Here is a 12,544-nt window from a genome sequence, read left to right on the forward strand (position 1 = left end):
TGAGCCTGCCCGATTTTGGGTAGTTGCCTGAAACCGTATTCGTTAGCCGGCGATGACAACTGATTTTTGAATGAGGACATATTTGGACTTCGAGAAACCCATAGCTGATTTAGAGGTACGTCTGGTCGAAATGAAAAAACTGGCCGAAACCAGTAACGTGGATGTTACTGGAGCTGTTGCGTCGCTGGAAGTCAGCATCGAAAAACTCCGGAAGGAGATTTTTGAAAACCTAACCCGCTGGCAGCGCGTTCAGCTTTCCCGCCATCCCGACCGCCCGTATACGCTGGATTACATAGCGCTGCTGGGCGAACAGTTTATCGAGCTGCACGGCGACCGCACCGTTCGGGACGACCCGGCGATGGTGGGCGGTTTCGTCGAAATCGAAGGCCAGACAGTCATGCTGATTGGGCAGCAGAAAGGACGAAACACCAAACAGCGCCAGCACCGGAATTTTGGCATGCCCAATCCGGAAGGGTACCGCAAGGCGCTGCGGTTAATGAAACTGGCCGAAAAATTCAACAAGCCCATCGTGACGATGATCGACACGCCGGGGGCGTTTCCGGGTCTGGAAGCCGAAGAACGCGGTCAGGGTGAGGCCATTGCCCGCAACCTGAAAGAGATGTTTATGCTTCAGGTGCCGGTGATCTGCATCATCATTGGCGAGGGTGCATCGGGCGGGGCGCTGGGCATTGCCATTGGCGACCGGGTTCTGATGCTCGAAAATACCTGGTATTCGGTGATTTCGCCCGAAAACTGTTCGACCATTCTCTGGCGCAGCTGGGATTACAAGGAGCAGGCCGCCGAAGCGATGAAAGTAACGGCCCGCGACATGCAGAAAAACAAACTCGTGGACGGCATCATTGAAGAACCGCAGGGGGGCGCACACACCGACCACGCCGATATGGCTAACCGGATCAAGAAAGTGATTCTGGATACGCTGGCGGAATTAACGAAATTAACGCCCGAAGAACGTATCGATCAGCGCATCGAGAAATTCTGCGCCATGGGTGTGGTGGTCGAATAAGCAGCAAATCGATGGCAGGTGTTTTAAAACCCGGTATTAAAAATATAATTTTCGACCTCGGCGACGTCATCATCCCGATTGATTTGCGGGCTCCGATCCGCAATTTCGCCGTGCTGTCCGGTTTGTCCGAAGAGGAAGTTGAGTCGCTCTGGCGCGAGCACGGCCTGACGTTGCAGTACGAAACCGGCCTGATCGACGATGCCGGTTTTCGGCAGCACGTCCGGAAATTGCTGAAAAACCGCGACGCAGGACCGGATTCCTGGGCCGACGAAGTGATCGACACCGCCTGGAATACGGTTTTGCTGGATTTGCCGGTCGAGCGCGTGCAACGCATCCAGGAGCTTCGGGGAAAATACCGCCTGTTTGTGTTGAGCAACACCAGCGCCATCCACATTGCGGGGGTCAACCGAATTTTGGCCGAACAGGGGCAACCGGCGCTGGAAGAACTGTTTGAGAAAGTTTATTACTCCTACGAGGTCCGTCTGGCCAAACCGTCGCCGGAAATTTACCGGCACGTTCTGAACACCTCCGGCCTAAATGCCGAAGAAACGCTGTTTTTAGACGATAATCCCCACAACATCCGGGCGGCTGCGGACTTAGGTATTCAGGCCGTGCAGGTACAGCCGCCCCTGACGATTCTTGATTATCTTCGCGATGAATCCACAAACGAGGACGTACCTCATTCAAGCTAGTCTTTTTGTTCTTACCCTGCTTTCAACCACCGCGGCTGGTGCGGAATGGATGTACGGTCGTTTTTTTCTGGATTTGGAACACGGGATTGGCTGGCCCGAATTCTGGAACGGGCTGCATTATTCGATTCCCTTTCTGGCCATTCTGACGGTACACGAGTTCGGGCATTTTTTTGCCGCCCGCTACCACCAGGTGCGCGTTACGTTGCCGTATTACATTCCGATGTGGTTTGGCATTGGGCAGACGCTCGGCACGCTGGGGGCTTTCATCCGGATTCAGGATTTTATCAACAGCCGCAAGAAGTTTTTCGACATCGGGATTGCGGGTCCGCTGGCCGGTTTTGCGCTGGCGCTCGTGGTGCTGTGGTACGGGTTTACGCATTTGCCCCCGCCGGAGTTTATCTTCACCATCCACCCCGAATACAAGCAACACGGGCTGGCGTTCGGGCAGCACGTCTACAAAAACCTGCCCCCCGAAAGTCTGGTCAGCCTGGGCGACAACCTGATTTTCTGGTTTTTTAAAACCTACGTGGCCGATCCGGCCCGCTTGCCCCATCCGTACGAAATGATTCACTACCCGTATTTGATGGCGGGGTATTTTGCGTTGTTTTTTACCGCGCTCAACCTGATTCCAATCGGGCAGCTGGATGGGGGACACGTCCTGTACAGCCTCATTGGCCGGCGGGCATTTCGGATGATCGCACCGGTTTTGCTGGTCGGATTTGCGTTTTATGCCGGTCTGGGCTTCTTCAAACCATCGGATTTCGTGATTGCCAACGACACTGAATTTGTCAATGAGCTGGGGAAATTCGCCCTGTACGTGGTGTGCCTGTTTATGAGTTTTCGCAGCATTACCGAAAACCGCACGACCGTCTGGCTGCTGGCGCTGAGCGTGGTGGCCGGGCAATTCCTGATTTCGTACCTGGTTCCGGCGGTCGAAGGCTACCCCGGTTTTCTGCTCTTTATCCTGATCCTGGGGCGGTTTCTGGGCGTCTATCATCCCGAAACGGAAGATAATCAGCCGCTGGGAACGGGCCGGACGATTCTGGGCTGGCTGGCCTTGCTCATCTTTGTGCTTTGTTTTAGCCCGAAACCGTTTATTTTTTCTTAAACTTACCGCCATAGCGTTCTCTGCCCCAAAAAACTATGTTTAGTGCATTGGCCCGGTGGCTCTACAAACTGGCCGGCTGGAAGCTCGTCGGCCCGGTTCCCAGGTTGCCCAAAGGCATTTGGGTACTGGCTCCGCACACGACCAACTGGGATTTTATGGTCGGCTTGGGCGGTCGGGCGAGCACCCGGATCTGGATTCGCTATCTGGCTAAGAAAGAGTTGTTTACCTGGTATGCGGGCTGGTTGTTCCGGCTGCTGGGCGGAAAACCGGTCGATCGCAGCCGGTCTAACAACCTGGTCGACGCCATGGTCGAGGTGTTAAACCAGAATGAGTACCTGCACATCTGCATTCTGCCCGAAGGCACCCGCTCGGATGTCGAGCGGCTTAAAACCGGCTTTTATTACATCGCCCTCAAGTCGGGTGTTCCGCTTATTCTGACGGGGATTGATTACCCCCGAAAAACGATCTTTCTGAGCGATCCGATGTACGTTACCGGCGATGTGGAAAACGATATGCGCTCGGTATATGAATTTTTCAGCCAGATTCAGGGCCCGCGAAAGACCTGGCTGAAGCGGTATGAAGAAACCGGCCTACTCTGAGGTCCGGAGGTACTGCACCATCAGGGCTCCGGCGCGGTCGGAAGCGCCCGGGCCGCCCACTTTTTCCCGCAATTCGGAATAATCGGCCTGCTGGCGTCCGTGTTCGGGACCCCCGGGCAGAATTTTCGCCAATTCCTGCGCGAAGATTTCGGCCGTCACCTGATATTGCCGCAGTTCTTTAACGGCCTCCCGGCCCAGAATCAGGTTGACCAGCGAAATATACGGCACGGCCAGCACGCGGGTGGCAATCTGGTACGACAGCCAGGCCATTTTGTAGCAGATAACTTCCGGCACATTGAGCAGGGCGGTTTCCAGCGTCGCGGTTCCGGAGGCTACCAAAGCCGCATCAGCAACCGCCAGCAGATCATAGGAGCGATCGGTAACGATCGGCGTGTCCGGAAACCGGTTCATCAACGCCTTGTACAGCGAATCCGGCAGGTTACTGACGCCCGAAACCACGAATTGATAATCCGGGAAATGGCGGACGGTTTCCAGCATCGCCGGCAACAGCATGGTGACTTCCTGCTGGCGGCTACCGGGCAGCAGCGCAATGATCGGCTGGGTGCCCAGGCGGTTTTTCTGCCGGAAAACCGGGTCGGGCTCAAAAGCCGCAATGGCGTCCATCAAGGGGTTGCCGACGTAATCGACCGGGTAATCGTACTGCCGGTAAAAATCAACTTCAAACGGAAAAATGACGAACAAGCGATCAACGACCGCCTTGATTTTCAGCGCCCGCTTCTGGTTCCAGGCCCAGACTTTGGGCGAAATGTAATAGAAAACCCGAATCCCGTGTTTTTTGGCAAAGCGGGCCATGCGCAGGTTAAAACCGGCATAGTCGATCAGAATCAGCACATCCGGGCGCGTGTTGAGCAAGTCCCGCTGGCAGTCGCGGAGATTTTTACGGATGGTGCCCAGGTTTTGAATCACTTCCAGGAAGCCCATGAAAGCCATGCTGCGGTAGTGCCGAACCAGCGTTGCCCCGGCGGCTTCCATTTGCTCACCCCCCCAGGCCCGGCAGCGGGCGTCGGGGTCGTGTTGCCGAATGGCTTTGATCAGGTTACCGCCGTGGAGGTCGCCGGAGCGCTCCCCGGCAATCAGGTAATACGTCATAGGTCATTCCCCATAATAATCCACGTAATTTTTCGGCGTTTCGTAAAGCCGAATGCGGTGCAGCTGGGCGTCGGTGATCTTTTGCAGGGCCGGATTCAGGATTTTCCAGATTTCAACGATAAACACTTCGCAACTGGCCATCTTTCCCTGCATGAAATCGACATCGACGTTCAGGTTCTTGTGGTCGACTTTATCAATGATTTCCGACTTGACCAAATCGCCCAGCACTTTCAGATCCACCACAAAACCGGTGTCCGGATGCGGTTTTCCCTTGACGGTGACAATCAGTTCAAAGTTATGGCCGTGGCCGTTTTTGTTGGCACAGAGCCCGAAGACTTCATTATTTTTTTCATCCGACCAGGCCGGGTTGAACAACCGGTGGGCGGCATTGAAATGTTCTTTTCTGCTAATATATACCATCGCTTGAGCGATCCATCAATGGGCGGACTACGTTATCCGCTGCTATTTTTCTGCAAAATTACACCCTTCGGCGCGTTAATAAAAATCCAAATGTAGGTTACACCGCATCGCTTCCCAGTCAACACCAACTCCGGTTTTTACGTGCGTCCGGCAAAACGGATATTAGAATTATGCTATTTTTTCATTAAAACGTGGATAGGTTGGTTTAGTGATTTAGTTTAACTTTACACCCTGTTTATTGAAAAGAAAATGAATTTTTAATCTAACCTACAACAATCGTTGCTCAATTTCTACGGAGTATGATCATTGTTACGGGCGCAACAGGCTTTATCGGAAGCTGTCTGATCTCAAGATTGAATCAGGAAAATTTCAATGCGATTATTGCTGTCGATGAGTTTTCACGGCAGGACAAGCTTTCCAATCTGGAAGGTAAACGCATTCTTGAACGGGTTGACCGTGAACAGTTCTTCGAATGGCTTGATGTGAATTACCACGAAATTGAGTTTTTATTTCACATCGGTGCCCGGACCGACACCACGGAATTCGACTGGAGTATTTTCGAACACCTCAACGTCGAGTATTCGAAAAAAATCTGGCAGAAGTGCATCGAATACCAGATTCCGCTTGTTTACGCGTCGTCGGCGGCTACATACGGGTTGGGCGAACTGGGCTACGATGACAATGAATCACTGATTCCGCAGTTAAAACCGCTCAATCCATACGGGGATTCCAAGAATGAATTCGATAATTGGGTGTTGCAGCAGGAGCGGCACCCGTTTTTCTGGGCGGGCCTGAAATTCTTTAATGTCTACGGGCCGAACGAATACCACAAGGACCGGATGGCGTCAGTAATCTACCACGCATTTTGCCAGATCAAACAAAAAGGGTCGATGAAGCTGTTTCGCTCGCACAACCCCAATTTTGACGATGGCGAACAGATGCGGGACTTCATTTATGTAAAGGACGTGGTGGAGGTTTGCCTGTTTTTGATGCACCACCGCCGAAATTCCGGAATTTATAACCTCGGAAGCGGCAAAGCCCGCACGTTTCTGGATTTAGCGACCAATACCTTTCAGGCGATGGACGTGACGCCCCAGATCGAATTTGTGGATACGCCCGAAGACATCCGCGACAAGTATCAGTATTACACGCAGGCTTCAATGAGTAAACTCCGTTCAATCGGCTATTCGCAGCATTTTAAGACGCTGGAAGAAGGAATTTCCGATTATGTGAAGAACTATTTGATGCCGGGTTCCTATTTGTAAGGGCGGCCGGGTCCTAAAAAACCGGGTTTAATTCGAACGCACATGGTGTTAAGAATTAAACCCGGTTTTTTTGTGGGCCGGTTATTGCCAGATAATTTCCACCACTTCCTTCTTTAAGTCCACCGTGGTGCGTTTTTCGTCGTGGTTCCGACGCAGCACAAGGGCCCCGTTCTGCACCCGCATTGACTCCTGTTGCAACACCCGGGTTTCGTCTTTTTTGTGAAAAACCGACACCGACATATCCGCGTGTTCGGGCAGCGGCAGGGAGTAGGTTTTTCCCGTCGCTTTAATGGAGCGGGCCGAGGGTGTCAACGTTTGCCCTTTAGCCAGCGCCAGCGCCCGCGACGCCAGGGGAACCCCGTAGCCGATGTAGTTATTGCCGTAGGGATACAGATGCGACGATTTCTCGATGATGCTGATCAGTTCCTTGTTGGTTAATTTGGGGTTCGCCTGCATCAGACAGGCGGCAAAACCGGTGATGACGGGCGCCGACAAAGACGTTCCGTACAGCGAAAAGCAGGAAACGTTCGGTTTCAGATAGGGGAGAAATTCGGGGCCGATGCTGCTGTAGCCGATGCGGTTCCAGACTTTGTTGTTCGTCGCGCCAACGGCCAGCACACCCTGCGCATCGGCGGGCGTCGAGATAATGCGCCACGAGCGGTCGTCGCCTTCGTTCCCCGCCGATACAATCACCAGAATGCCTTTTTTGTCGGCCGCCAGCTGGGCCGCCTTGCTGATCAGGCTCGTGTGGCCGTCCATCTGGGCGGGCTGGTAATTTTCCTTGGGATTGGTAAATCCTTTGGCGTAACCCAGTGAGGTGTTGATGATCCGGACGCCGAGGCTGTCCATCCACTCCATCGCGGCAATCCAGTTGTCTTCTTCCCCCCGGAATTCGCGGGCGCCGTGGTCGGTGCGGGCCAGGTAGAAATTGGCGTCCGTGGCCAGACCGTATTGAATATTTTCGTTGGGATCGTGGCCCGAAATGGCCGCCATTACCTCCGTGCCGTGGAAATCGGAAAGCGTTTCGAGCGAACCGAAAAACGCTTCGCGGGAACGGCTCGGATTGACGTAGTCGCGGACGGCTTTAATGCCGCTCCGGTGAAAAATATGTTTGAGCGCACTGGCCGAGTCGGCCCCGAAATACCCCGCATCAATGACGCCGATTGTGACGTTTTTGGCCGACAAACCGGCCCGCCCGAACACATCCGCCTGAATCTGCGACATAACCGGGGCCATGAGCGCCTTGGTTACTTCGTGATCGATGCTGTTGATGACGATCCGCTGGTCAATGGGAACCAGTTCGTGGACAAACGGCAGGGCTTTGACTTTTTGAACCTGTTCGGGGGTCAGCTCGGCCGAAACCGCATTGAGCCAGCGGGAGCGAAACAACGGCCGGACGCCTTCACCGGACAACGCCAGCAGGTAAGCCGGATTCAGCGGGAAGTCCGTTTCGTCGACGGAAAGTCCCATCGACTGGCGGTTGGAAAGGGTTAGGGGGGAAAGGGACGGTTTTTCGGTCGAAGGCTTGTCCTTCAGCGTAATCCAGTACTTCGACTGTGCCTTTGAGATGCCGGCCGAGAAAACCATTATCCCAAAAAGAAGCGCAACAATTTTTTTCATTGAAACGAAAGCGTCAATTTTAGGCATTAAAGTACAAAATGATCGTGACATTACCGAATCCATTCCCATTAGAAACACGGACCATGAAGTATACCACCATCAGCAACGAATTGTTTATCCGTAACCGCCGTCGGCTGGCCGAGCAGTTGAAACCGAAATCCCTCGTGGTCTTGAACGCCAACGACATCCTGCCGACTAATGCCGACGGAACCATGAATTTCCGGCAAAATAATGACCTTTTTTACCTTTCGGGCGTCGATCAGGAAGAAACGATGCTGGTGCTGTTTCCCGACCATCCGGACGAAAAATTTCGCGAACTCCTGTTCCTGCGCGAAACCAGCGAGCTGATCGAAATCTGGGAAGGCCACAAACTGACGAAAGAAGAAGCCGAACAAACGTCCGGCATTGCCAAAAAGTCGGTTTTCTGGACGCACGAATTCGAGCGGATTTTCATTCAGATGGTGTTTGAAGCGGAACATATCTACCTGAATACCAACGAGCACACGCGCAACTCGTCGGAAGTCGAAACGCGTGATGCCCGCACCGTCCGGCAGTTCCGGGAAAAATACCCGCTGCACCACTACGAGCGTCTGGCCCCCCTGATGCATTACCTGCGGGCGATCAAACAGCCCGAAGAAGTGGACCTGTTGAAAGAAGCAGTGCGGATCACCGAAGATGGTTTTCGGCGGTTGCTGGGATTTGTAAAACCGGGGGTCTGGGAATACGAAATCGAAGCCGAACTGCTGCACGAATTTGTGCGCCAACGGTCGCGCGGGTTTGCCTATACGCCCATTATTGCCTCGGGGGCGAGCGCGTGCGTGTTGCATTACATCGAGAACAGCCGGCAGTGCCAGGCCGGTGATGTCATTTTGCTGGACGTGGCCGCCGAATACGCCAACTACAATGCCGACCTGACGCGGAGCATCCCGGTCAGCGGGCGGTTTACGGATCGCCAGAAGGCGGTTTATCAGGCGGTTTTGCACGTGTTGAAGGAAGCCAGAAAACTGCTGGTGCCGGGCAATTTGTGGGACGAATACCACAGGGAAGTCGGCAAAATCATGGAGTCGCAATTGATCGGTCTGGGTCTGCTCAACAAGCAGGAGGTCGCCAAACAGGACCCTGACAATCCGTTGTACCGCCAGTATTTTATGCACGGAACGTCGCACTTTCTGGGCCTGGATGTGCACGATGTGGGCAACAAATACCGCAAATTCGAAGCGGGAATGGTGTTCACCTGCGAACCGGGAATTTACATCCGCAAAGAAAATCTGGGCATCCGGCTCGAAAACAACATTCTGATCACCGAAACCGGCAACACCGACCTGATGGATTCGATCCCGCTGGAAATTGAGGAAATCGAGGAGTTGATGACTAGGGGCTAAGCGTTTTCGGTATTCGGTTTTCAGTTTACAGTGGGCTATCGGTATGGTGGAAACACGAAGCGAAAAGCGTACGTCAGCCCACCGAAAACCGTAAACTGAAAACCGTACACCGTCACTTCACTTCCGAAACGATCACGTAGTTGTCCTTGCGAGTAATGCCGTACAGAATCAGCTGGTTGGGGGCGCTGCGGTCGATAGCGAACGCCTGGCCCTCGCTGACGGTCGGAATGGTTTTGACGTACTGCAAGGTCGAGCCGCGGTCGGGGCGTTTCAGTACGTACAGTTCCGGTTTGTCGTGGCCGGTGCAGTACAGCAAACCGTCTTTTCCCCAGCTGCCACCCGACGTGCTTTTGGGGGCGAAGGCTTGCAGCACGTTGGCCGGGAAACTCCAGGATTCCAGCCGTTGCCAGTCTTTGGTGAACTTGACGAGCATGGTCCAGCGGTTGTCGCGCCCTTCGGCCGAGGCTTTGTCGGAGTAATTGGCAAAGGCCACCCACCAGGAGCCCTGGTAAAAATCGGCCCAGGTGGCCGAGCCCGGCAGGAAACCGAAGCTGTGGCTGCTGAGGTGCCGAAGGGTTCCGGTATCGAAAATCTCGATGGAGCTGAGCATCGGTACGTCCGGATAATTGGAGTGCACCACGTACAGCTTCCGGTCGAGCACCACGCCACTGTTCATGTGTTTGAGCAAACCGCTGCTATCGTTCCAAACCACCACCTGTCTGCCGTCAGCTTTCGTGTGTTTGGTCAGCGAGGTGTTGTTGATGACGTAGAAATGGGACGCATCGACGGCCACGCCCTGTTTGACTTCCTGCAACTGAAAGCGCCGGATTTCCTTTGCCTGTTGGGAAAAAACCGGGTTAGCCAGCAGGAAAACCGGCAGGAGCAGAAAAGATAAAAACCGCACGATCACGCTCAATTGGTCTTTTTGGGGAGATACGACTTCGGATCGATCGCTTTCGGCGACCAGGCTTGCAGAAACTCCGCAACCCGTTTCGGGCTGTGGCCCTTTCCTTCTTCCAGATACGCTGAATTCTGGGTGTGCAGCCGGTTTCCTTCTCCGTCCAGAATCACAAAAACCGGGAAGCCAAACCGTTGCGGATAGCCCAACTGCGCCAGCGCGGCTTCGTTCTTGTTTTCCGGGCTGTAATTCACGCGCAACACCTCGTAATTCTCGCTGAGCAGCCGGCTGAGGGTCGTGTCGGCGTGAGTCAGGTTGTGAAACCGGATGCACCACACGCACCAGTTGCCGCCGATTTGCAGCAGCACGTGCCTGCCTTCCTTTCCAGCCTTCGCCACCGCATTTTTGATGTCCTGCTGCGCGTCGGCCTTCGGGTCGTAAATGCGGGGTTTTTCAGGGGTGGCGGTTCCCTGGGCCTGGAGGGTGGCCGTGGAACCCAACAGAAACAAGGACAAAAAGATCAACGTTTTCATAATGAATGCGCGCGATTCGGTTGGTTGAGAAGGGTGGCTGTGGTCGAAGTTGCAAAATCGGTCAAAGGCCAGCAACGCCGGTGAACGTTGCCATCTCACCGGCGTTGCTGCAAAGACCGATCCGCGTTTACAGCATCACCGGCTGGCCCGTGCGGACGGATTCGTCGCAGGCGAAGGCAATGCGGAGGCTGTTGACGGCATCCTGCAAATGATCGGTCAGGTCGATGTTTTCCCGGATCGCTTTCAGGAAATAGCGTTGTTCGCGGTTGCACAATTCCTGGTGGTCCGGTTCGTCCTGCATGTCGATCCAGGTGTCTTCCTGCACAAAATTGTCGTTCTGATCCAGCGGGGCGTAATGCACCCGCAGCGACTCGGTTTTGGTGTGGGCATCCACGTTGTCGGATTTGCCGGTTGCGCCCGCGTTTTTCGCAACGATCGACACGCAGCCTTTGGGGCCAATGACGTCTTTCACAAAAAAGGCGGTTTCGCTCATCATCGGTCCCCAGCCCGCTTCGTACCAGCCGACCGAGCCGTCTTCAAACCGGATCTGCAACTGGCCATAGTTGTAATTTCCCGCCGGAATTTCCTCGGTAAGCCGGGCGCCAATGGCGTTGACCTGCACGGGTTTGGTGCGGGTCATCTGGCACATCACGTCGATGTAATGCACCCCGCAGTCCACAATCGGGCTGAGGCTTTTCATCAGATTCCGGTGAACGGTCCACATATAACCGTGGCTCTGCTGGTTCAGATTCATCCGCATCACGAGCGGGCGACCCAGCCCCTGAGCGACTTCGATGAACTTTTCCCAGGACGGATGCTGGCGTAAAATATAGCCGACGACGACTTTTTTGCCGGCTTTTTCGGCGGCAGCCACCACGCGCTGGGCACCTTCGACGGTGTCGGCCAGCGGTTTTTCGATGAAAACATGGCATCCCTTTTCGAGCGCTTGAATGGCGAACGCTTCGTGCGTGTCGGGGTACGTCGAGATGCAGACGGCGTCGGGTTTGGTTTCCTGCAAGGCCGTCGTCAGGTCGCTGAACAGGGGATAGCCCCCGCCAAGCCGCTCGTTCAGCACTTCTTTGCTTTTGCCGGTTGAAACAATGCCGCAGATTTCAAAACCGTCTGTGGTTGCGTACGCTATGGCGTGCGATGCGCCCATGTTGCCGCAGCCGACCACGAGCACCCGCACCGGAGAGTTGGGAGTTGACATGTGAAAATTGAGTTAGTAATGGCAAGTTGGGACAGGAAGACGAATAAAAAAAGAGACGTTACGACCTTTTCTGATCCGACCAAATCTGTAAAGTTCCTTCCTGAAGGGGTAAATTCGTTGCGATCCGTTCAAAATCAATGTCGTTATGGACCATTTTAAGGTTAAAATGCAAAGCGTAGGCTGCAATCAGGCAGTCATTGGGTTTGCGAATCGTAATGCCTTTTTGGCGAAGCGTTCGGAAAAGACCGGCTGCTTGGTCGGCCAGTTCATACGGGTCCGCTTCCAATCGTTCCAGAAAATCGAATTTGTTTTGAACGAGACGCAATTCAGACTGCACTTTAATTCCTTGCATAACCTCCTGCCGGATGGGAGGACAGAGCCAGATTGGCTAGTCTGAGAGGAGGGCAGTGTGAAGCAGTTCGGTTTGTGAATTGGTGATTTTCCGGAAATAATTAATCCAGACAGAACTGTCGAACAATAAATCATTCATTCAGCGTTGTTCGCATTTGATCCAAATCGCCTTCCCATTGAATTATGCCCCGCATCGCGGCTAATTCGCGCTTTTGTAGCTTCCGCAAAAATTCAGACAGAGCCGTCCGGATCAGATCTTCCGGCGTATAAATTTGGCTGAGTTGCATGGTTTCCCGCACCAGCTCATCGTTTAATTCAATGGTCGCTTTCAT

Annotated in this window: 14 protein-coding genes; 6 read left to right on the plus strand and 8 right to left on the minus strand. The window is 53.9% G+C overall.

The window, feature by feature from the left end; all coding sequences use genetic code 11:
• Window positions 1-70: 70 nt before the first annotated feature.
• From ACYVHX_RS24345 to ACYVHX_RS24360, 4 genes are read left to right on the plus strand one after another with little or no spacing between them, the layout of a single operon-like run.
• Window positions 71-1,024, plus strand: coding sequence for an acetyl-CoA carboxylase carboxyltransferase subunit alpha (locus ACYVHX_RS24345; RefSeq protein WP_460674307.1), 954 nt, complete (start codon window positions 71-73; stop codon window positions 1,022-1,024).
• An 11-nt stretch (window positions 1,025-1,035) separates the two neighbouring features.
• Window positions 1,036-1,716, plus strand: coding sequence for an HAD family hydrolase (locus tag ACYVHX_RS24350; RefSeq protein WP_460674308.1), 681 nt, complete (start codon window positions 1,036-1,038; stop codon window positions 1,714-1,716).
• A complete protein-coding gene (locus tag ACYVHX_RS24355; protein ID WP_460674309.1) occupies window positions 1,679-2,824 on the plus strand; it encodes a site-2 protease family protein in 1,146 nt (381 codons plus the stop codon). Before ACYVHX_RS24350 ends, ACYVHX_RS24355 begins: the two co-directional genes overlap by 38 nt.
• A 35-nt stretch (window positions 2,825-2,859) precedes the next feature.
• Complete coding sequence (locus tag ACYVHX_RS24360; protein ID WP_460674310.1) at window positions 2,860-3,423, plus strand: 1-acyl-sn-glycerol-3-phosphate acyltransferase; 564 nt, start codon at window positions 2,860-2,862, stop codon at window positions 3,421-3,423.
• Here the strand turns inward: ACYVHX_RS24360 and lpxB are convergent.
• Window positions 3,415-4,533 (minus strand): lipid-A-disaccharide synthase, encoded by a 1,119-nt coding sequence (gene lpxB / locus ACYVHX_RS24365; protein ID WP_460674311.1) that lies wholly within the window; start codon window positions 4,531-4,533, stop codon window positions 3,415-3,417. The genes ACYVHX_RS24360 and lpxB overlap by 9 nt on opposite strands.
• Window positions 4,534-4,536: 3 nt before the next feature.
• Window positions 4,537-4,953: a 6-pyruvoyl trahydropterin synthase family protein gene (locus ACYVHX_RS24370; RefSeq protein ID WP_460674312.1), complete on the minus strand. Its 417-nt coding sequence runs from the start codon at window positions 4,951-4,953 to the stop codon at window positions 4,537-4,539.
• Between the two features lie 299 nt (window positions 4,954-5,252).
• Here ACYVHX_RS24370 and rfaD point away from each other — a divergent pair, with 299 nt between their 5' ends.
• The gene (rfaD, locus tag ACYVHX_RS24375) at window positions 5,253-6,218 is read left to right on the plus strand and encodes an ADP-glyceromanno-heptose 6-epimerase (RefSeq protein ID WP_460674313.1); all 966 of its coding nucleotides are present in this window, start codon (window positions 5,253-5,255) and stop codon (window positions 6,216-6,218) included.
• 81 nt (window positions 6,219-6,299) lie between these two features.
• Here the strand turns inward: rfaD and ACYVHX_RS24380 are convergent, their stop codons facing one another.
• Window positions 6,300-7,805, minus strand: a complete 1,506-nt coding sequence (locus ACYVHX_RS24380; protein ID WP_460674698.1) for a S8 family serine peptidase — start codon at window positions 7,803-7,805, stop codon at window positions 6,300-6,302.
• 116 nt (window positions 7,806-7,921) lie between these two features.
• Here ACYVHX_RS24380 and ACYVHX_RS24385 point away from each other — a divergent pair, with 116 nt between their 5' ends.
• On the plus strand, window positions 7,922-9,220 hold the full coding sequence (locus tag ACYVHX_RS24385; protein ID WP_460674314.1) for an aminopeptidase P N-terminal domain-containing protein: 1,299 nt from the start codon (window positions 7,922-7,924) through the stop codon (window positions 9,218-9,220).
• 112 nt (window positions 9,221-9,332) lie between these two features.
• Here the strand turns inward: ACYVHX_RS24385 and ACYVHX_RS24390 are convergent, their stop codons facing one another.
• The 5 genes from ACYVHX_RS24390 to ACYVHX_RS24410 form a co-directional block, all read right to left on the minus strand.
• On the minus strand, window positions 9,333-10,124 hold the full coding sequence (locus tag ACYVHX_RS24390) for a hypothetical protein (protein WP_460674315.1): 792 nt from the start codon (window positions 10,122-10,124) through the stop codon (window positions 9,333-9,335).
• Between the two features lie 8 nt (window positions 10,125-10,132).
• Window positions 10,133-10,651 (minus strand): thioredoxin family protein, encoded by a 519-nt coding sequence (locus tag ACYVHX_RS24395; RefSeq protein ID WP_460674316.1) that lies wholly within the window; start codon window positions 10,649-10,651, stop codon window positions 10,133-10,135.
• Between the two features lie 127 nt (window positions 10,652-10,778).
• Window positions 10,779-11,861 carry a Gfo/Idh/MocA family protein gene (locus ACYVHX_RS24400; protein ID WP_460674317.1) on the minus strand — a complete coding sequence of 361 codons (1,083 nt, stop codon included), beginning with the start codon at window positions 11,859-11,861 and terminating at the stop codon, window positions 10,779-10,781.
• 58 nt (window positions 11,862-11,919) lie between these two features.
• Window positions 11,920-12,246, minus strand: a complete 327-nt coding sequence (vapC, locus tag ACYVHX_RS24405) for a type II toxin-antitoxin system VapC family toxin (RefSeq protein WP_460674699.1) — start codon at window positions 12,244-12,246, stop codon at window positions 11,920-11,922.
• 97 nt (window positions 12,247-12,343) lie between these two features.
• On the minus strand, window positions 12,344-12,544 hold the full coding sequence (locus ACYVHX_RS24410) for a type II toxin-antitoxin system VapB family antitoxin (protein WP_460674318.1): 201 nt from the start codon (window positions 12,542-12,544) through the stop codon (window positions 12,344-12,346).

It is taken from the genome of Larkinella ripae (assembly GCF_054780775.1).

Bases quoted from the DNA above. Each gene is read 5' to 3' on its own strand.
- lpxB (WP_460674311.1), bottom strand. From the start codon at position 4,533: ATGACGTATTACCTGATTGCCGGGGAGCGCTCCGGCGACCTCCACGGC.
- ACYVHX_RS24385 (WP_460674314.1), top strand. From the start codon at position 7,922: ATGAAGTATACCACCATCAGCAACGAATTGTTTATCCGTAACCGCCGT.
- ACYVHX_RS24395 (WP_460674316.1), bottom strand. From the start codon at position 10,651: ATGAAAACGTTGATCTTTTTGTCCTTGTTTCTGTTGGGTTCCACGGCC.
- ACYVHX_RS24370 (WP_460674312.1), bottom strand. From the start codon at position 4,953: ATGGTATATATTAGCAGAAAAGAACATTTCAATGCCGCCCACCGGTTG.
- ACYVHX_RS24400 (WP_460674317.1), bottom strand. From the start codon at position 11,861: ATGTCAACTCCCAACTCTCCGGTGCGGGTGCTCGTGGTCGGCTGCGGC.
- ACYVHX_RS24410 (WP_460674318.1), bottom strand. From the start codon at position 12,544: ATGAAAGCGACCATTGAATTAAACGATGAGCTGGTGCGGGAAACCATG.
- ACYVHX_RS24360 (WP_460674310.1), top strand. From the start codon at position 2,860: ATGTTTAGTGCATTGGCCCGGTGGCTCTACAAACTGGCCGGCTGGAAG.
- ACYVHX_RS24380 (WP_460674698.1), bottom strand. From the start codon at position 7,805: ATGGTTTTCTCGGCCGGCATCTCAAAGGCACAGTCGAAGTACTGGATT.
- ACYVHX_RS24355 (WP_460674309.1), top strand. From the start codon at position 1,679: ATGAATCCACAAACGAGGACGTACCTCATTCAAGCTAGTCTTTTTGTT.
- ACYVHX_RS24350 (WP_460674308.1), top strand. From the start codon at position 1,036: ATGGCAGGTGTTTTAAAACCCGGTATTAAAAATATAATTTTCGACCTC.
- ACYVHX_RS24345 (WP_460674307.1), top strand. From the start codon at position 71: ATGAGGACATATTTGGACTTCGAGAAACCCATAGCTGATTTAGAGGTA.
- rfaD (WP_460674313.1), top strand. From the start codon at position 5,253: ATGATCATTGTTACGGGCGCAACAGGCTTTATCGGAAGCTGTCTGATC.